Here is a 16925-nt window from a genome sequence, read left to right on the forward strand (position 1 = left end):
TTATAATGGGCTCGCCATAGTTATCGTCAAGTCAGGCGCGCTCACTCCGTGAAGAGTATCGCGCCGTCCATCAGGAGCAAGCTCATGCCTTCGTTCGACGTGGTGTCGGAACTGGACAAACACGAACTGACCAATGCGGTCGACAACGCCATTAAGGAACTGGATCGCCGTTTCGATCTGCGCGGCAAGTGCAGCATCGAAAGCAAGGACAAGGCCCTGACCTTGACCGCGGAAGCCGAGTTCATGCTCGAGCAGATGCTCGATATCGTGCGCAGCAGCCTGATCAAACGCAAGATCGACTGCCAGTGCATGGAAACCAAGGAGCCCTATGCCTCGGGCAAGGTGATGAAGCAGGAAGTCACTTTCCGCGAAGGCATCGACAAGGAACTGGCGAAGAAGATCGTCGCGCATATCAAGGAAGCCAAGCTCAAGGTTCAGGCCGCCATTCAGGGCGAGCAGGTACGGGTTACCGGCAAGAAGCGTGATGACCTGCAAGAGGCCATCGCTGCGCTGCGGGCTCATGAGTTCGGCATGCCGCTGCAGTACAACAACTTCCGCGACTGATTCCCGCCCTGAGGGAACCTAGACCCCCTCGCTCGCGTCGACTCTTCTGTTGCCCTGACCGCCATGGCTTGCCGTGGCGGTTCTGTTTCGTGCGCAGAAGGAGCGTCCAATGGATATGAATGTCGATGAACTGGTCAGGCTGTCCGAGGCCTGGCTGCCAGTGGTGTTGCAATATAGCGGCAAGCTGATGCTGGCGTTGGTCACGCTGGTCATCGGCTGGTGGCTGATTGGCCGGTTGACCGCAAGTGTCGGGCGCTTGCTCGAAGGGCGTCGAGTCGATCGCGCCTTGAGCAGCTTCATCGATAGCCTGATCGGCATCGTGCTGAAGATCCTGCTGGTGATCAGCGTGGCGTCGATGATCGGTGTGGAAACCACTTCCTTCATCGCCATGATCGGTGCCGCCGGGTTGGCCATCGGCCTGGCCTTGCAGGGCAGCCTGGCGAATTTCGCCGGCGGCGTGCTGATCATGCTGTTTCGCCCATTCAAGGCGGGCGACTTCATCGAGGCCCAGGGTATTTCCGGCTCGGTCGATTACATCCAGATCTTCCATACGGTCTTGCGTACGGGCGACAACAAGACGGTGATCGTGCCCAACGGGACGTTGTCCAACGGCATCATCACCAACCACTCGCGCCAGGCGACGCGGCAGATTCTCTACGACGTGAAGCTCGACTACGACGCCGATCTGGCCAAGGCGCGCCAGGTTCTGCTGGAACTGTCCAAGGATTCGCGCGTGCAACAGCAGCCGGCGCCCGTGGTGGTGGTGGCCAGTCTGACCGAGAGTTCGATCAACCTGTCGCTGCGCATGTGGACGGCAGCCAGCGATTATTGGAGCGTGATCTTCATGCTCAACGAGAACGTGCGTGATCGCCTGCGTGCCGAAGGCGTGGAGCTGGCGCAGCCGCCGCGTGTGGTGCAGGTGGTGCAACAGGGGCGTTAGCAGGCTGCGCTCTGCTCTCAGGTGTCTCTGTGACCGAAAAGGCCGCGCTTCGAAAGAATGCGCGGCCTTTGTCTGTCAGCTCTTCAGGGCATCCGCTGTGGGTTGTGCCGCCGCCGTTGGGGTGGTGTCGCCATTGCCCTGGCGCTTGTCGCGCCGCCACTGGATCACGATGAGGATCAAGGTCGGTATGCCCATTACCGCGGTCGCGAGGAAGAACTGGGCGTAGCCGAGCTTTTCCACCATCACACCCGAGTAGCCGCCGATCAACCGGGGCAGCAGCAGCATGATGGAGCTGAGCAGGGCGTATTGGGTGGCCGAGAACTTCAGGTTGGTGAGGCTGGAGAGGTAGGCGACGAACGCCGACGTGGCCAGACCGGCACTGAAGTTATCGGCTGAGATGGTCAGGGTCAGCATTGGCAGATGCGGCCCCATGTTCACCAGCAGCATGAACAGCAGGTTGGTCGCCGCCGAGGCGGCCGCGCCGATCAGCAGGATCGGCATGATGCCGAAGCGCACGATCAGCAGCCCGCCGACGCCGGCACCGAGCAGCGTCATGACCAGACCGAACAGTTTGCTGACGCTGGCGATCTGTTCCTTGGTGAAGCCCTGGTCGATGTAGAAGACGTTGGCCATCACCCCCATCACCGTGTCGGACAGGCGATAGGTGGCGATCAGCGCCAGTAGCAGCAGCGCCTGCCAGCGATAGCGCACGATGAAGTCGTTGACCGGGGTCAGCACTGGCGCCATGCCGCCCCAGAACAGGCTGGAAATGGACAGGGCGGTGAGGACGCTATAGAGCAGTGCACGCAGGAAGGCGCGGTCGTAGTAGAGCAGATCCTGCAGGCTGAGCTGACCTTGCCAGACCAGATGCAGATCGCTGTCGTAGAACTGGGTGAACATCGCCGGTACCGAGATCAACAGGATGATCAGCAGCAGTACCGAGAGCAGTTGGTGGAAGAAACCGTAGCGTTCTGTCGCCGTCTTCAGCACGGGCGCCAGGCCGCCCCAGGCCAGGCCGGAAACGGAGATGCAGGTCAGGGTCGTGTAGAGCATGGCGCGCAGGAAGGCGCGGTCGTTGTAGAGCAGATCGTGCGGTGTGAGATCGCCCTGCAGCATGAGCATCAGGTCGCTCTGGTAGAACTGGATGAACATGGTCGGCACGGAGATCACCAGGGTGATCACCGCCAGCAAGGCGAGCGATTGCAGCAGGAAACCGTGCTTGGGTGGTGCCGCTCGGGTTTGCACAGGCGCCGTGGGTTCGCGCATCCACAGGGTGGTGATCAGCCCTGGCAGCATCAGCAGGGCGAAGACCAGGTAGGTGCCGGTCCAGGCGCTGAACTGATATTCCTTGGCGGTCGAGCCGAAGCCCTCTGCCAGGTAGAGGGCACCGGCCGTGGCAAGCAGTGCGGCAACCCGGTAGCCGGCCATGTAGGCGGCTGCCAGTGCGGCCTGGCGATTGTCTTCGGCGATCTCCAGGCGATAGGCGTCCACCGCGATATCCTGGGTGGCCGATGCGAAGGCGACCAATACCGCCAGACCGATCAGGCTGCTGAGCTGGGTCTGCGGGTCGTAGTTGGCCATACCCAGCAGACCGATGGCGATCAGGCACTGCGACAGAACCAGCCAGGAACGGCGGCGCCCCAGTTTGCCCAGCAACGGCAAACGCCATTGGTCGAGCATCGGTGCCCACACCCATTTGAAGGCGTAAGCCAGGCCGATCAGGCTGGCGAAACCGATGGTCTCACGCGCTACGCCGGCTTCGCGCAGCCATACGGAGAGGGTGGAGAACACCAGCATGTAGGGCAGGCCGGCAGCGAAACCGAGCAGGAGCAGCGCCAGCGTTGCGGGGCTGGCGTAGGCAGCGAGGGCTTCTCGCCAGGATTTGCGTGGCATTGGCTCGAATCTAAGGTGGGGGTGGTTCGTAGGGCGCACTCTAACTGCTGTGCTCCAGTGGACGCCAGCCATGGCGGCGCATATCCACACGTTCGTTCAGGATGCTGACGCCCTCGGCGCGCAGACGCGCGCGTTGTTCGGCGCCAGAGACTGTTCCTGCGGCCAGACTCAGGCGTCCGCCGGCGGCTATTACCCGATGCCAGGGCAGGCGCGAACCATCAGGTAGCTGGCTCAGGGTACGGCCGACCCAGCGCGCGGCGCGGCCCAGGCCGGCCATCTCGGCCAGTTCGCCATAGCTCACTACCTTGCCCTCCGGGATCTGCGCCAGCACCAGATACAGCGCTTCACGGCGCGCCTCGGCGCTTGCCGGTGGCGAAGCCGGCCATGCAGACTCTGCCGGGTTCATCTTGCCCATGTGGGTCGTCCTTCTATGTTGCTGCGTCTATTGCTCGTCTGCGTCCTTTATACCCTGGCTGCGCCGTCGTGGGCCGATACCGTCTGGCTCGACAATGGCGATCGGCTTTCAGGCGAAATCATTCTGCTCGATGGCGGCAAGCTGGCGCTCAAGACCAAGTACGCCGGCCAGGTGCTGATCGATTGGAAGGATATCGACACCCTGAGTTCAGACAAACCTCTGTTAGTGAGGCGCAGCGGGTTCGACAACGAGCGTAGCGAAAGGTTGGCCGCCGCTGGAGGCGGCATGGTGCGGGTGCAGGGAGAGCGCGAGTACGTGCTGCCATTGGCCGAGATCAAGCGCCTGGTGCCGCCGCGCCCGTTGCTGGAAGACCGTTTGTGGGAGGGCAACCTCGACGCCAAGCTGGACATGAAGCGTAATCAGAACGATGTCGACGAGTGGAAGCTCAAGGGCAATACCCGCGTCGAGCATGGGCGCTGGCGCCATGTGTTGAATGGCGAGCTGGAGCGTGAAACCAAGAATGACAGGAAGGTAGAGGATAACTGGGAGCTGGAGTACGACCTCGACCGCTTCTTCACCGAGCAATGGTTCTGGCGGGTTGGCTTGCAGCAGAGCGAGGATGAGTTCGAAGCCATCGACCGTCAGCGCATCGCGGGTACGGGGCCAGGCTACCGCTTCTGGGATGACGAACTGGGCCGCTTCGATCTGATCGGGCAATTCAATCGTGTGCGTCTGGAGTCGGACATCGCCGACCTGGCGTTCAACACCACGTCCCTGGAGCTGGATTACAAGCGTCTGTTATGGGGCACACGCCTGGAGTTCTACGCCAACGCCGAACTGCAGATTCCGCACATCGATGAGATCGACTATGTGCTCGACAGCGAATTCGGCCTGCGTTATCGACTCAACCAGTGGGCACGGTTGTCGCTTCTGTACGAGCTCGATCAGCTGCGGGGCCAGGGCCAGACCGTTTCCGATCGGCACTATCTGATCGGTATAGGCGTGGGCTGGTGAGGCGCTGCGCGGACGCTGTGGCGCGCTGATCTTCAGCCGATTTCACAGCCATTGGGCGGAAAAAGCTGAACTCTGCGGATTTGCCCCGGTCACCTGTTGCTCTGGCGCCGGGGTTGCGGATAATGCCCGGCTTTCGCCCACCAACGCCATTGCCTACTCTTATGCCGCGCTCTACATCGCTTTCCCTGCTTGGTCTGAGCATCGCTCTATTCAGTTCCGCCTCTTTCGCCGACACCGTCTGGTTGAAAAATGGAGACCGTCTCACCGGTACCATCCGTTTCTTCGATGGCAGCAAACTGCTGCTGGAAACCGACTACGGTGGTTCCATCCCGCTGGACTGGAAAAAAGTCGCCACCCTGGAGAGTGACCACGAGCTGCTGGTCAAGCTCGGTCCGGTAGACGGCGAGCGGGCCAAATCGCTGCTGGCTGCAGAGCCTGGCAAGGTCACCCTGGCCAACGGCGAGGCGCCAAAGACCATCGAGTTGGCGCAGATCGAGCAGATCATGAAGCCCAAGCCGCTGGTGGAGGATTTCACCTGGAAGGGCAATATCGACCTCGGTCTGGACTACAAGCGCGGTGAGCGCGACTCCGATGACTATGACGTGGATATCAAGACCCAGGCGCGTCATGGCCAGTGGCGGCACAACGCGATTGCCGATTACAACCGTGAACTGAAGAACGATGTGGTCAGCACCGACAACTGGAGCGCCGAGTACGCGCTTGACCGCTTCATCACCGAGAAATGGTTCTGGCAGGGGCGCTTCGAGTACAAGCGTGACCGTATCGAAGAGGTTGAGCGCCAGCGCACCCTCGGTACCGGTCCGGGTTATCAGTTCTGGGACGACGAACTGGGCGCTTTTTCCATCGCCACCCTGGCCAACCGCAGCGACTATCGCTACAGCAACGGCGAGCAGGATCGCTTCTACGCGCTGAGCGTGAAGTGGGACTACAACCGCTATCTGATCGGCAAGACCGTCGAGCTGTTCAGCGTCGGTGAGGTCGGTCGCCCGCTCAGTGGCGCTGCCGATTACAGCCTGGATGCCGAAGTGGGCCTGCGCTACAAGGTCACCGACTGGGCCTCGCTGAACATGAAGGCCGAGAAGGATATCGTCAGCGGCGCCGAAGGCGATCTCGACGAGACCCGCTACACCCTGGGCTTTGGTGTGGGTTGGTAATCCGTCCGTAGGGTGCGCGGTGCGCACCATGACTGGCAATCGGTGCGCATGGCGCAGCCTACGTAAAGACAAACGCCCCGACTGGTTCGGGGCGTTTGTTTTTGAAGCATAGGGCCGCTGTCTACATCAGGGTTCCTGTTGCTCGTCCAGCGCCTTGTTCTTCCAGCCGGCGCCGCCTGGCAGCAGCAGGTTGAGCATCAGTGCCGCGATGGCGCACAGGGAGATGCCCGACAGGGCGAACTCGTCGCCGCCGATCACCATGCCGCCGATGCCGAACACCAGGGTCACCGAGACGATGATCAGGTTGCGTGCTTCGGACAGATCCACCTGATGACGGATCAGGGTATTCAGGCCGACCACGGCGATCGAGCCGAACAGCAGGCAGAGGATGCCACCCATCACCGGCACCGGAATGCTCTGCAGGGCCACGCCGAATTTGCCGATGAAGGCCAGGGTGATGGCGAACACCGCTGCCCAGGTCATGATTTTCGGGTTGTAGCTTTTGGTCAGCATCACCGCGCCGGTCACTTCCGCGTAGGTGGTGTTGGGCGGGCCGCCGAACAGACCGGCTGCGGAGGTCGCCAGGCCATCGCCGAATAGGGTGCGGTGTAGGCCCGGCTTCTTCACGAAGTTCTTGCCGGTGACGCTGCCGATGGCAACCACGCCGCCAATGTGCTCGATGGCCGGGGCCAGGGCGACCGGCACCATGTACAGAATCGCGCCCCAGTGCAGCTCCGGCGCGACGAAGGCGGGCATGGCCAGCCAGGGCGCCTTGGCGATGCCGCTGGTGTCGATCACCCCGAAAAAAGCCGCCAGGCCGCAGCCCACGGCGATGCCGGCGAGAATCGGTACCAGGCGGAAGATACCGCGACCCAGCACGGCGACCAGCAGGGTGGTTATCAGCGCCGGCATGGAGATCATCATCGCGGTGGTGTAGGGCACCAGTTGCACGCTGCCGTCACCGGCCTTGCCCATGGCCATGTTCACTGCGACCGGCGACAGCGCCAGGCCGATGGAAATGATCACCGGGGCGATCACCACGGGAGGCAGCAGGCGGTCGATGAAGTTCGGGCCCCTGAGCTTGACCGCTGCGGAGAGCAGCACGTAGACGAAGCCGGAGGCCACGATACCGCCCAGCACCGCAGGCAGGCCGAACTGCTCCTTGGCCACCAGGATCGGCGCGATGAAGGCGAAGCTCGACGCCAGGAACACGGGAACCTGACGACCGGTTGCCAGCTGGAACAGCAGGGTGCCGATACCGGCGGTGAACAGGGCGACGTTGGGATCCATCCCGGTGATCAGCGGCATCAGCACCAGGGCGCCGAAGGCCACGAAGAGCATCTGCGCGCCGGAGATGCCCTGGCGCCAGAGCGGATCGTTGTATTCCTGCTGGCTCATGCTCAGGCGTCCTTCTGCTTGGTGCCGAAGATCTTGTCACCGGCATCGCCCAAGCCCGGAATGATGTAACCGTGTTCGTTCAGACGCTGATCGATGGACGCAGTGAAGATGGTGACGTCAGGGTGAGCTTTCTCCACCACGGCGATACCTTCGGGGGCCGCGACCAGCACCATGGCGCGAATTTCCTTGCAGCCGGCCTTTTTCAACAGGTCGATGGTGGCAACCATGGAGCCGCCGGTGGCCAGCATCGGGTCGATGATCAGCGCCAGGCGTTCATCGATGCCTAGAGCCAGCTTTTCCAGGTAGGTGTGCGCCTCCAGGGTTTCCTCGTTGCGCGCGACGCCCACGGCGCTGACCTTGGCGCCAGGGATCAGGCTGAGCACGCCGTCGAGCATGCCGATGCCGGCGCGCAGGATCGGCACCACGGTGATCTTCTTGCCGGCAATCTTCTCCACTTGTACCGGGCCTGCCCAGCCTTCGATTTCATAGGACTCCAGCGGCAGATCCTTGGTCGCTTCGTAGGTCAGCAGGGAGCCCACTTCCTGGGCCAGCTCACGAAAGTTCTTGGTGCTGATGTCGGCACGGCGCATCAGGCCGATTTTGTGACGGATCAGCGGGTGGCGGATCTCACGGATGGGCATAAGCTGGGGTCTCCAACAGGCTCTGGTAAAAATCGCGTTAGAGTAAAGCATTGCTTATGCCAAGTGGTGAGTGACTGGCTGGTCATTAGGCGAGGTGAAGTGCCTGCGCAACGCCGGTCAGCCGCCACTTGGCAAGTGCTGCATGGGGCTGTACCTTTGCCCGCTTTTATTTGACGGGTCGATCAGCTTTCTGCTGTTCGACGTCACTCATAAACGCCCCGATCAAGAGAGAACGCCATCATGTCCGCCGATCTCGCGCACATTCGCCAAATCATGGCAGAAGCCGACTGCCTGTTCACCGAAGCCGAGGTCGAGGCCGCTATCGACCAGGTCGCAACCCGCATCAACGCCGAGTTGGCCGAGCGCAACCCAGTGGTGTTCTGTGTGATGAACGGCGGTCTGATCTTCTCCGGCAAACTGCTGACCAAGCTGAATTTTCCGCTGGAGGCGTCCTACCTGCATGCGACGCGCTATCGCAACGAGACCAGTGGTGGTGAATTGTTCTGGAAGGCCAAGCCGGAGGTGTCGTTCATCGATCGCGACGTATTGATCGTCGATGACATTCTCGATGAAGGCCACACCCTGGGCGCGATCATCGACTTCTGCCGTCATGCTGGTGCCCGCGCGGTGCACACCGCGGTGCTGATCGACAAGGATCACCAGCGCAAGGCGCGTCCGGATCTGAAGGCGGACTACGTCGGCCTGCAGTGCATCGACCGCTACATCTTCGGCTACGGCATGGACTACAAGGGCTACTGGCGCAACGCTGCCGGCATCTTTGCGGTCAAGGGTTTATAAGCCCCTGTCGATGCGAGGAGAGTAGGGGGGCATCGCGCGCACCGGCTTTTCCTACCGTTGCCCCCGGTGCGCATGGCGAACCCTACTTGAGGAGCGCCTCTTTCGGTGTGTCATCCAGCCAGCGCAGCGCCTTCTCTCGCGCCTGTGGCAGGTCGTGCACGTAGGCCAGTTGTCCGGGCTGGCGGTGAATGCCGGCGCGGCGCAGTTGCAGGCGCACCTGAGCGCTGGGGCCACTGAGGATCAGTGCCACGCCCTGCTTGTGGTAGTCGCGCAGCACATTGTCCAGCGCTGCGATGGCGGTCATGTCCAGTAATGGCACGGCGCTGATGTCGACGATCACCACTTTCACCTCCGGGCTGAAACGTCGCAGCACGCTCAATGCCTTTTCCGCGGCGCCGAAGAACAGCGGGCCGCGTATCACGTAGACCAGCACCTGCTCCGGCAAGTCCTGCAGAACCAGACGCTGGCGCCGGCTTGGCGCTGCCGTGTCGGTCAGTTCGCTCATGCGCTTGATGAACAGGCCGGCTGCCAGTAGCAGGCCGACGCCGACGGCCAGCACCATGTCGAACAGCACCGTCAGCATCAGGCAGGTCAGCAATACCAGCACGTCGCCACGGGGAGCGATGCGCAGGGTATGCACGACGTGGCGTGCCTCGCTCATGTTCCACGCCACCATCAGCAACAGGGCGGCGAGGGCAGCCATCGGCAGGTAACTGAACAGCGGCGCCAGCAGCAGGATGGCGGCCAGCACCACGCCGGCGTGAATGATTGCGGCCAGCGGCGAGAATGCGCCGGCGCGTACGTTGGCGGCGCTGCGCGCGATCGCCGCGGTGGCAGTAATGCCGCCGAAGAACGGTGCGGCGAGGTTGCCCAGGCCCTGGCCGATCAGTTCGGCGTTCGGGTCATGCTTGCTGCCGGTCATGCCATCGGCGACCACTGCGCACAGCAGCGACTCGATGGCGCCCAGCATGGCGATGGCGAAGGCGGGGGCCAGCAACTGGCGGATCAGTTCGAAGGACAGCACAAGCGGTTGGCCATCGGGGCCTGGCAATGCCCATGGCAACGCCAGATCCGGCAGGAACGGTGGAATGCCGGGGTATTCGATGCCATCGAGGGTGTAGCTGAAGCGCTCGCCCAGCGTTGCGACGGGTAATCCAAGGCGTTCCAGCTCGAGCGCCAGCAGTGCGCCTACGGCCAGTGCCACCAGATGAGCGGGCACCTTGGGCACCAGTCGCGGCCAGATCAGCAGCGTCGCGAGGCTGCAGGCAGCGACCAGCGTATCGCCGAGTTGCAGACTTGGCAGTGCCTCGGATAGCAGGGCCAATTTGTCGAGAAAATGCTGTGGCGTGGCGGACAGCTCCAAGCCAAGTAGATCCTTGATCTGCAGGATGGCGATGACGATACCGATGCCCGCGGTAAACCCCAGCGTGACCGGGTAGGGCACGAACTCAATCAGCCGGCCGGCGCGCAACAGGCCGAGGGTGATCAGAATTACCCCGGCCATCATGGTGCACAGTAGCAGGCCGCCGAGGCCGTATTGCTGCGTGATCGGTAACAGGATCACCACGAAGGCCGCTGTGGGGCCGGAAATGTTGAAGCGCGAGCCACCGCACAGGGCGATCAGCGGAGCAGCGATCAGTACCGTGTACAGGCCATGTTGCGGCGCCACGCCGACGGCGATGGCCAGTGCCATGGCCAGCGGGATGGCGATGATACCGACCGTCAGCCCGGCGCTGAGGTCGCCGCGCAGGGCTTTCCAGGAGTATCCGGCGCGCAGGGTCTGGCGCCAGGCGGTGAACAGCGGCAGCGATTGACGTGACATGCTGGCTCCCTAGGGGCTGTTGACGTTTCGCCGCGACCGCGCCGGAGCCAGTTTTAGCGCGGGGCTAGGCACGAGACGCGAGTGTGTTCAGCACATCCATGTGCTTTACCCCTTCGGGGCTTGCGCGCAAAAACGCTCCTGGCGTTTTTGTGGTCGTTCAAATGAGCCGTCGAGTAACAACGTTCCGCGCTAAAACTGGCACGGTTCTTCGGGTTGCGCGGGAAATGACTCCCGCTGTTGTTGCAGGACTCGAACCATTACCGGCGTCCTGCGCCAACCGGGAGCCATTTCTCGCAGCAACGCGGCTTTCGCCGAAACGTCAATAGACCCTAGTGGCTTGGCGCATTATAAGGGGTGTGGGACGTCTCGCGGTTTGACCTAGGTCGGCTGTCGCGCACTTTTGCTGCATGGTAGCGTGCTCTGCTGCGCGTTGAGCCGCGCTTGTGTCGGCGCTACACTGCCGGCCCTCTGTAATGCTTGGCGGGAGCGGGCGATGCGTAAAGACAAGAAGCAGGTGATTGGCGAAGAAATCAGCGACGACTCCATCAAGCTGTTTCTCACGGTGGAGCCGGCCGATGCCACGCCGCCTTCGCTGCACAAGCTGGTCAAGGCCTATCGTGGCCTGCGTGTGGATGACTTCGAGCGTTTCGTCGGCTTCTTCGTAGCGGCGGGCTATGACCTGTCGGCTGTCGATGCCCAGGGTAATGATTTCATTGCGCTGATCCAGGATCAGCGTAATGCCGAGCCGTATATCGACGTGATCAAGACCGCCCGTGGTTGATCGCCAGCGATCGACGAACTCAGGTGAAACGAAAACGCCCCGATCATTCGGGGCGTTTTCGTTGGTGAAGGGGCTCAGGCGGCCTGCTCGTAGAGTTCTGGCAGGCTCATGCCGGTTCGGTTGTCGATGTCCGGCAGGTCATAGTGCTCATGTCCGCCCAGGGCGCAGTAAACCAGCCAGTGCTGATCCTGCACATTGAAGGAAAGTTCGTCGACCACGGCGTCCACTTCATCCAGCGAGTCGATCAGGTAATCGCGATCCAGCGGTTGAGGGTTAAGCATGGCAAGTCCTCCGAGGACATAAGGGTTGGGGCTCCAGCAACAGTCGTGACTGTTTGGTCACTCTGAGAGATACAAACCCTAGGCCAGGCTTATGACAGTTTTCAGACGATTTCGGGATAGCGAGCTGCGTTCGTCGGAAACGAACCTTATAAAAGCAGGATTTCAGTACACTGCGCGGCGACTTTGGAGGGCTGAACAAGATGATTTTTCAGCCGTAATCCCCATTCTGGTGCGGTGCCGTCAGCCCTGCACCATGCTGATCTCGAGGTGTTGCATGTCGCTGCAGGTGTTGTGGTCGCTGCTACTCGCCTATCCTGGCGTGGCAGTGAATGCTCTGGCGCTGTTCTTCGCTGTGGCTGGTGGCTGGTTGTGCCTGATGACGCGTTTGCGTGAGCAGCGTGTGCAGGCCCGGCTGCTGGCCCAGGGCGAGCTGGATGGCCTCGATGAGGTTCAGCTGTTTGACGAGCGCACTCTGCGCATCAACCGTTTCTTCTACCGCTTTGGTGCTGTCTGCCTGAGTGCGGCGCTGATGCTGTCCTGGTTCAGCACCCGTTTGTAACGGCCATGTGCCAAACGAAAACGGCAGCCATTGGGCTGCCGTTTTCGTTTGTTTCTCCAGGCCTTAGAGCGGCAGGCCTGCCTTGATTCGATACTGGTTTCGTACCGGGTTGGCGTACTGCAGGATCAGATAGGGCTTCTGCTCAGCACTGCAGGCGGCCAGACGCTTGCGCCATTCGGCTTCGGCCTTGCTCAGTTCGGCAGCGGCGAACAGTTCGGAGGCTGCCGGTACGCCGAGATCGGCTTCGCGTCCTTCCCACATGGCATAGGCCAGGTAGTGCACCGGGAACAGACGATACTGGCCGAGGATATGGCGATCCAGGGCTTGTGCCAGTTGCTTGGTGTCTTCCAGGCCAGCAACCGGTGGGCCGAAGTGCAGGTGCACGCGCCCTTTGTAGCCGGTGATGCCCAAGGCGATGCTGGCATCGTCCTCGCCTGGTGCCTTGGTATAGCTGCCGGTGGCGGCGCGCACGCTCAGTTCGCGGGCCTTGGCCTGGTCGCAGGGGTCGTATTCGTAGCTGATCGACACCGGGATCAGGTTGAGTGAGTCGATCACCTCGGCGAATGGCTCGTCCTTGCGGCTCATGTGGAACATCTTGAGGATGGCCGAATCGGTGCGGTCGTCGCCGTCCTTGGCCCGGCCTTCGGCCTGCGCGATCCAGATCGATTCGCCATCTTCGCGAATCGAATGGCTGATATAGGCCGAGAGCAGTTGATACGCCGCGAGTTTTTCACGGCGTCCGCTGATCGAGCGGTGCACGATGAAACTCTTGTTCAGGCGCATCAGGTCGCTGACGAAGGGACGTTGCAGCAGGTTGTCGCCAATGGCGATACGCGGCGTCTGCAGGCCGGCATGGTAGACGGCATAGTTGACGAAGGCCGGATCCATGACGATGTCGCGGTGATTGGCCAGGTACAGATAGGCTTTGCCCGGCTGCAGGTGCTCCAGGCCGGAGTAGCTGATGCCGTCGCTGGCGTGTTCGATGGTGCGATCGATGTAAGGCTCGATCTTCTGCTGCAGGCCGGCGACCGAATCGATGCTGGCGAACTCGCTGCGCAGCCGCGCGGCGATCAGCGGCTTGAGCAGCCAGCCCAATGGCCCGGCAAGCCGTGGAAAGCGGAAACGGGTGAGGGTGCCGAGAAACGCCGGGTCGGCGAGCAGGCGCGCCAACACGGGGCGCACTTCTGCATCGGCATAGGGTCGGATGGCATCGAATGCGCCCATCATGCTCTCTTGTTGTGAAACGGCTAAGGTTGGGTAACAGGGTCAGCAATAGACCGGCGATTATAACGCCAAGTCACAAGGAGGCCGCGATGCTGGAAAGCGAGTCGTATCATTGCCCTTATTGCGGCGAACCGGCCGAGGCGCTGCTCGATCTGTCGGGGGGCGATCAGTCCTATATCGAGGACTGCCCGGTGTGCTGCCGGCCGATCGAGTTCGAGTTGCGTACGGACGGTGTCGAGTGGGCATTGGAAGTGCGTGCGGAGAACGACTGATGCAACGAATCTACGAGCCGGAAAACCTGCTGGAAGGGCAATTGCTGGTGGATATGCTGGCCAGCGAAGGCGTCGAAGCGCACCTGCTCGGCCAGCACCTTATCGGGGCGATGGGGGAGTTGCCGGCATGCGGCCTGCTCGGTTTGGTGGTTAGTGATGTGGATGCCGAACGGGCACGCGTGCTGATCGCTGAGTACAATGCCGCGCAACCTGTGACCGGTGATGAACCGGAGTCTTTCCAGGGCGTGTTGCTCTGCTGATGCGCCCCCTGCCTGTCGAGTCGTTTCATGTGTGGACGTTATGCCCTGTTCCGCTGGTCGCCTGCTTTTGCCGCGTTGCCCGGCTTTCCTGTTGGCCAGCAGCCACACTGGAACCTTGCGCCTAACGCTCAGGTGCTGATGCTGCGTGCTGGCGAGAACGGGCCACAGGCCGCAGCGGCACGCTGGGGGCTGACGCCGGCCTGGCTCAAGGATCTGTCCAAGACTCCGGCTCATGCGCGCGCCGAGACCCTGGCCGAGCAACCGATGTTTCGTGAGCCTTATCGCCTACGGCGTGCGCTGCTGCCGGCCAATGGTTTCTACGAGTGGCGCGGGGCCACACGCAAGCGGCCGTACTGGATGACCACCGGCGATTCGCTGATGTATTTCGCGGCGCTGTGGGAGATTTATCCGGTCAGCGGACATGAATACCTGAGTGTGGCGTTGATCACCCAGGAGGCCGCCACGCTGCGCCGTCCGTTGATTCTCGATGAGCATGAGCAGGCATTGTGGTTGAGTAGCGATACGCCACCCGAGCAGTTGGCCGCGCTGCTGGCCAAGCCGCAGGTCGCGCTGCGTGAGCGCGCCCTGGCGACTTTGGTCAACGATCCGAAGCTGGATGCGCCGGAGTGCCTGACTCCGGCTTGAGCCTTCGTGGTGGCGCGCGGGTGAAGTCCCTTACACCTTGAACTGATTGATCAGGCGGCGTTGCTGTTCGGCCAGTTTGGTCAGTTGAGCGCTGGCCTGGCTGGCTTCGTCGGCACCAGCGGCCACCTCGTTGGCGACCTGGCCGATATTGGTGACGTTGCGGTTGATGTCCTCGGCTACCGCGCTCTGTTCCTCGGCTGCGCTGGCGATCTGGGTGTTCATGTCGTTGATCACCGACACTGCCTGGGTGATGGACTCCAGGGATTGAGCGGCTTGATTGGCATGTTCCACGCTGTCGTCGGTCTTGCTCTGGCTCTGTTCCATCACCTTGACTACTTCGCGCGTGCCCTGCTGCAACTGCTGGATCATGCTCTGGATTTCTTCGGTGGCCTGCTGGGTCTTCTGCGCCAGGTTGCGCACCTCGTCGGCGACCACGGCGAAGCCGCGACCCTGTTCGCCGGCGCGGGCTGCCTCGATAGCCGCATTGAGCGCAAGCAGGTTGGTCTGTTCGGCAATGCCGCGGATGGCGACGAGGATGGCGTTGATGTTCTCGCTGTCCTTGGCCAGGTTCTGCACCACGCCTACGGCGCGGCCGATCTCGCTGGCCAGTGCGGCGATGGCGGCCGAGGTTTCCTGCACCACCTGCTTGCCCTGATTGGCCGCGCGGTCGGCGTGGTTGGCTGCTTCTGCAGCGTGAGTGGCGTTGCGTGCGACATCCTGGGCGGTAGCTGTCATTTCATGTACCGCTGTGGCGACCAGTTCGATCTCGGCCAACTGCTTTTGCACGCCCTGGTTGGTGCGGATGGCGATGTCGGCGGTGTGCTCGGAAGAGTCGCTGACTTGCTGCACCGAGGTCACTACGGCGGCGATCATCGACTGCAGTTTGGTCAGGAACGCGTTGAAACCCTGGGCGATCTGCCCCAGCTCGTCCTTGCGCTCGACCTGCAGGCGTACCGTCAGGTCGCCGTCGCCCTTGGCGATGTCATCGAGCATACCGACCATCTGCCGCAGCGGGCGGGCGATGCCGTAGCCGACGAACCAGATCACCAGCAAGCCAAGACCGGCGATCAGCAGGCCCACCAGGGTCATGCCCAAGGTGTCGGCGTCGCGCTGCGTAGCCAGGTCGCCCTGCAATTGATGCAGCTCGGCCATCACCGCCTTCAACGGCAAGACCACCATCAGCACCCAGCGGGTGTCGCTCTGGCCAATGTTGAAGCTGAGGAATAGCTCGATATGGCTGTGCTCGGGGTCGTCCTTGGCGTCAATCGAATAGAGCGGCTTGCCGGGTTGCAGCGTGCCGAGATTGCTCACCTCGTTGGCGTCGAGTAGCACCGTCGCCGGCTCGCCGAGTTTGTCCGGGGTCTTGGTCGAGGCGACCAGACGGCCATTGCTGGCGATCAGAGCCATTTCGCCGGCCCCGTTGTAGAGTTGGGCGTCGGCCTTGACCAGCAGATCCTGGATGAAATTGACCGCAAGATCCGCACCGGCAATGCCGTGAAACTCGCCATTGACCAGAATGGGTGAGGTGAAGGAGGCGAGCATGGTCATCTTGCCGCCGACATCGTAAGGGGCCGGATCGATCACGCAGGGGCGTTTGCGTTCTTTGGGGCAGAGGTAGTACTCGCCTGCGCGCACGCCGGTCGGCAGCAGCTCCTCGCTTTCGGTTGAGCCAATGGAGTCGATGCCCAGGCTGCCGTCGGCATTGCGATACCACCAGGTAAGGAAGCGGCCGGTACCGTCGTAGCCGTTTTCCTTGCTGCCGGCATACATGTCGTCGCTGGCGTCGAATGCGTTCGGTTCCCAGCCGATGTAGCTGCCGAGCAGCTTGGGGTTCTGCGCCGTGGTTTCGTGCACCAGGTTGGCCAGTTCTTCGCGACTGGTACTGAGCAGCGGGCTGCCATTGGTGTCGGTCATACCGAGCATGGCGTTGACCCGCGCGAGGTCGGCGGTGATCTGTAGAGGCGCTTCCAGTTCTCGCTGGATTTCACTGACTTGCGCCTGAGCCAGTGCAGACAGGCGTTGTTCGATAACCTGTTCGAGCAGTCCCTGGGTTCGCTCCTGTACCAGTGCCTGGGTTCGCCCACTGGCGAACAGCGCGTAGAGCACCAAGGCCACGACCACCGCCAGCACACTGGCACCTGCTAGGAACGCGACGGAAAACTGGATCGACTTGAACTTCATGAGAACTCCCGGGCGCAGAGTGGCCTGTCACGGGATATCGGCAGTGACAGGCTAAAACCTTA

The 16925-nt window shown here is 62.0% G+C and carries 18 protein-coding genes; 10 read left to right on the top strand and 8 right to left on the bottom strand.

Annotated elements, in window-relative coordinates:
• The first annotated feature begins 84 nt into the window (after positions 1 to 84).
• The gene (locus tag C7A17_RS15965) at positions 85 to 564 is read left to right on the top strand and encodes a YajQ family cyclic di-GMP-binding protein (RefSeq protein ID WP_106738942.1); all 480 of its coding nucleotides are present in this window, start codon (positions 85 to 87) and stop codon (positions 562 to 564) included.
• Positions 565 to 673: 109 nt separating this feature from the next.
• On the top strand, positions 674 to 1504 hold the full coding sequence (locus C7A17_RS15970; protein WP_106738943.1) for a mechanosensitive ion channel family protein: 831 nt from the start codon (positions 674 to 676) through the stop codon (positions 1502 to 1504).
• Between the two features lie 75 nt (positions 1505 to 1579).
• On the opposite strand, the gene C7A17_RS15975 is transcribed toward C7A17_RS15970, so the two are convergent.
• Both C7A17_RS15975 and C7A17_RS15980 read right to left on the bottom strand, forming a co-directional pair.
• Entirely contained in the window at positions 1580 to 3397 is a 1818-nt protein-coding gene (locus C7A17_RS15975) for an AmpG family muropeptide MFS transporter (protein ID WP_106738944.1), read from the bottom strand.
• Between the two features lie 40 nt (positions 3398 to 3437).
• Positions 3438 to 3812: an MGMT family protein gene (locus C7A17_RS15980; RefSeq protein WP_106738945.1), complete on the bottom strand. Its 375-nt coding sequence runs from the start codon at positions 3810 to 3812 to the stop codon at positions 3438 to 3440.
• 15 nt (positions 3813 to 3827) lie between these two features.
• Here C7A17_RS15980 and C7A17_RS15985 point away from each other — a divergent pair, with 15 nt between their 5' ends.
• Positions 3828 to 4826, top strand: a complete 999-nt coding sequence (locus tag C7A17_RS15985) for a DUF481 domain-containing protein (protein ID WP_199796332.1) — start codon at positions 3828 to 3830, stop codon at positions 4824 to 4826.
• A 161-nt stretch (positions 4827 to 4987) separates the two neighbouring features.
• Positions 4988 to 6001 carry a DUF481 domain-containing protein gene (locus C7A17_RS15990; protein WP_106738946.1) on the top strand — a complete coding sequence of 338 codons (1014 nt, stop codon included), beginning with the start codon at positions 4988 to 4990 and terminating at the stop codon, positions 5999 to 6001.
• Positions 6002 to 6127: 126 nt separating this feature from the next.
• Here C7A17_RS15990 and C7A17_RS15995 read toward each other — a convergent pair whose 3' ends face one another.
• Together C7A17_RS15995 and upp are read right to left on the bottom strand one after the other, a co-directional pair.
• Positions 6128 to 7399 carry a uracil-xanthine permease family protein gene (locus C7A17_RS15995; protein ID WP_106738947.1) on the bottom strand — a complete coding sequence of 424 codons (1272 nt, stop codon included), beginning with the start codon at positions 7397 to 7399 and terminating at the stop codon, positions 6128 to 6130.
• 2 nt (positions 7400 to 7401) lie between these two features.
• Positions 7402 to 8040, bottom strand: a complete 639-nt coding sequence (upp, locus tag C7A17_RS16000; protein WP_106738948.1) for a uracil phosphoribosyltransferase — start codon at positions 8038 to 8040, stop codon at positions 7402 to 7404.
• Between the two features lie 240 nt (positions 8041 to 8280).
• Here upp and C7A17_RS16005 point away from each other — a divergent pair, with 240 nt between their 5' ends.
• Positions 8281 to 8838: a hypoxanthine-guanine phosphoribosyltransferase gene (locus C7A17_RS16005; RefSeq protein WP_106738949.1), complete on the top strand. Its 558-nt coding sequence runs from the start codon at positions 8281 to 8283 to the stop codon at positions 8836 to 8838.
• An 82-nt stretch (positions 8839 to 8920) separates the two neighbouring features.
• Here C7A17_RS16005 and dauA read toward each other — a convergent pair whose 3' ends face one another.
• Positions 8921 to 10660 (bottom strand): C4-dicarboxylic acid transporter DauA, encoded by a 1740-nt coding sequence (gene dauA, locus C7A17_RS16010; protein ID WP_106738950.1) that lies wholly within the window; start codon positions 10658 to 10660, stop codon positions 8921 to 8923.
• A gap of 493 nt (positions 10661 to 11153) precedes the next feature.
• On the opposite strand from dauA, the gene C7A17_RS16015 reads away from it, so the two are divergent.
• On the top strand, positions 11154 to 11441 hold the full coding sequence (locus C7A17_RS16015; protein WP_106738951.1) for a PA4642 family protein: 288 nt from the start codon (positions 11154 to 11156) through the stop codon (positions 11439 to 11441).
• A gap of 74 nt (positions 11442 to 11515) precedes the next feature.
• On the opposite strand, the gene C7A17_RS16020 is transcribed toward C7A17_RS16015, so the two are convergent.
• The gene (locus C7A17_RS16020) at positions 11516 to 11722 is read right to left on the bottom strand and encodes a hypothetical protein (RefSeq protein WP_106738952.1); all 207 of its coding nucleotides are present in this window, start codon (positions 11720 to 11722) and stop codon (positions 11516 to 11518) included.
• A gap of 274 nt (positions 11723 to 11996) precedes the next feature.
• Between C7A17_RS16020 and C7A17_RS16025 the strand changes: the two genes are divergently transcribed.
• Positions 11997 to 12281 (top strand): hypothetical protein, encoded by a 285-nt coding sequence (locus C7A17_RS16025; RefSeq protein WP_106738953.1) that lies wholly within the window; start codon positions 11997 to 11999, stop codon positions 12279 to 12281.
• A gap of 63 nt (positions 12282 to 12344) precedes the next feature.
• Here C7A17_RS16025 and C7A17_RS16030 read toward each other — a convergent pair whose 3' ends face one another.
• A complete protein-coding gene (locus tag C7A17_RS16030) occupies positions 12345 to 13508 on the bottom strand; it encodes a 1-acyl-sn-glycerol-3-phosphate acyltransferase (RefSeq protein WP_106738954.1) in 1164 nt (387 codons plus the stop codon).
• A gap of 86 nt (positions 13509 to 13594) precedes the next feature.
• Between C7A17_RS16030 and C7A17_RS16035 the strand changes: the two genes are divergently transcribed.
• The 3 genes from C7A17_RS16035 to C7A17_RS16045 are packed head-to-tail and all read left to right on the top strand — an operon-like array spanning position 13595 to position 14682.
• Positions 13595 to 13777, top strand: a complete 183-nt coding sequence (locus tag C7A17_RS16035) for a CPXCG motif-containing cysteine-rich protein (RefSeq protein WP_061240949.1) — start codon at positions 13595 to 13597, stop codon at positions 13775 to 13777.
• Positions 13777 to 14037 (top strand): putative signal transducing protein, encoded by a 261-nt coding sequence (locus tag C7A17_RS16040; protein ID WP_106738955.1) that lies wholly within the window; start codon positions 13777 to 13779, stop codon positions 14035 to 14037. The genes C7A17_RS16035 and C7A17_RS16040 overlap by 1 nt, the downstream gene beginning before the upstream one ends.
• A gap of 27 nt (positions 14038 to 14064) precedes the next feature.
• The gene (locus C7A17_RS16045) at positions 14065 to 14682 is read left to right on the top strand and encodes an SOS response-associated peptidase (RefSeq protein WP_106738956.1); all 618 of its coding nucleotides are present in this window, start codon (positions 14065 to 14067) and stop codon (positions 14680 to 14682) included.
• A gap of 30 nt (positions 14683 to 14712) precedes the next feature.
• Here the strand turns inward: C7A17_RS16045 and C7A17_RS16050 are convergent, their stop codons facing one another.
• A complete protein-coding gene (locus C7A17_RS16050; RefSeq protein WP_106738957.1) occupies positions 14713 to 16863 on the bottom strand; it encodes a methyl-accepting chemotaxis protein in 2151 nt (716 codons plus the stop codon).
• Positions 16864 to 16925: the final 62 nt, after the last annotated feature.

Source organism: Pseudomonas mendocina (genome assembly GCF_003008615.1).
In the GTDB taxonomy this organism is placed as follows: domain Bacteria; phylum Pseudomonadota; class Gammaproteobacteria; order Pseudomonadales; family Pseudomonadaceae; genus Aquipseudomonas; species Aquipseudomonas mendocina_C.

Excerpts from the sequence above, each read along its gene's own strand:
- C7A17_RS16025 (WP_106738953.1), top strand. The coding sequence starts at position 11,997 with ATGTCGCTGCAGGTGTTGTGGTCGCTGCTACTCGCCTATCCTGGCGTG.
- C7A17_RS16005 (WP_106738949.1), top strand. The coding sequence starts at position 8,281 with ATGTCCGCCGATCTCGCGCACATTCGCCAAATCATGGCAGAAGCCGAC.
- dauA (WP_106738950.1), bottom strand. The coding sequence starts at position 10,660 with ATGTCACGTCAATCGCTGCCGCTGTTCACCGCCTGGCGCCAGACCCTG.
- C7A17_RS15970 (WP_106738943.1), top strand. The coding sequence starts at position 674 with ATGGATATGAATGTCGATGAACTGGTCAGGCTGTCCGAGGCCTGGCTG.
- upp (WP_106738948.1), bottom strand. The coding sequence starts at position 8,040 with ATGCCCATCCGTGAGATCCGCCACCCGCTGATCCGTCACAAAATCGGC.
- C7A17_RS16020 (WP_106738952.1), bottom strand. The coding sequence starts at position 11,722 with ATGCTTAACCCTCAACCGCTGGATCGCGATTACCTGATCGACTCGCTG.
- C7A17_RS16045 (WP_106738956.1), top strand. The coding sequence starts at position 14,065 with ATGTGTGGACGTTATGCCCTGTTCCGCTGGTCGCCTGCTTTTGCCGCG.
- C7A17_RS15965 (WP_106738942.1), top strand. The coding sequence starts at position 85 with ATGCCTTCGTTCGACGTGGTGTCGGAACTGGACAAACACGAACTGACC.
- C7A17_RS15985 (WP_199796332.1), top strand. The coding sequence starts at position 3,828 with ATGTTGCTGCGTCTATTGCTCGTCTGCGTCCTTTATACCCTGGCTGCG.
- C7A17_RS16015 (WP_106738951.1), top strand. The coding sequence starts at position 11,154 with ATGCGTAAAGACAAGAAGCAGGTGATTGGCGAAGAAATCAGCGACGAC.
- C7A17_RS15990 (WP_106738946.1), top strand. The coding sequence starts at position 4,988 with ATGCCGCGCTCTACATCGCTTTCCCTGCTTGGTCTGAGCATCGCTCTA.
- C7A17_RS15980 (WP_106738945.1), bottom strand. The coding sequence starts at position 3,812 with ATGGGCAAGATGAACCCGGCAGAGTCTGCATGGCCGGCTTCGCCACCG.
- C7A17_RS15995 (WP_106738947.1), bottom strand. The coding sequence starts at position 7,399 with ATGAGCCAGCAGGAATACAACGATCCGCTCTGGCGCCAGGGCATCTCC.
- C7A17_RS15975 (WP_106738944.1), bottom strand. The coding sequence starts at position 3,397 with ATGCCACGCAAATCCTGGCGAGAAGCCCTCGCTGCCTACGCCAGCCCC.
- C7A17_RS16040 (WP_106738955.1), top strand. The coding sequence starts at position 13,777 with ATGCAACGAATCTACGAGCCGGAAAACCTGCTGGAAGGGCAATTGCTG.
- C7A17_RS16050 (WP_106738957.1), bottom strand. The coding sequence starts at position 16,863 with ATGAAGTTCAAGTCGATCCAGTTTTCCGTCGCGTTCCTAGCAGGTGCC.
- C7A17_RS16030 (WP_106738954.1), bottom strand. The coding sequence starts at position 13,508 with ATGATGGGCGCATTCGATGCCATCCGACCCTATGCCGATGCAGAAGTG.
- C7A17_RS16035 (WP_061240949.1), top strand. The coding sequence starts at position 13,595 with ATGCTGGAAAGCGAGTCGTATCATTGCCCTTATTGCGGCGAACCGGCC.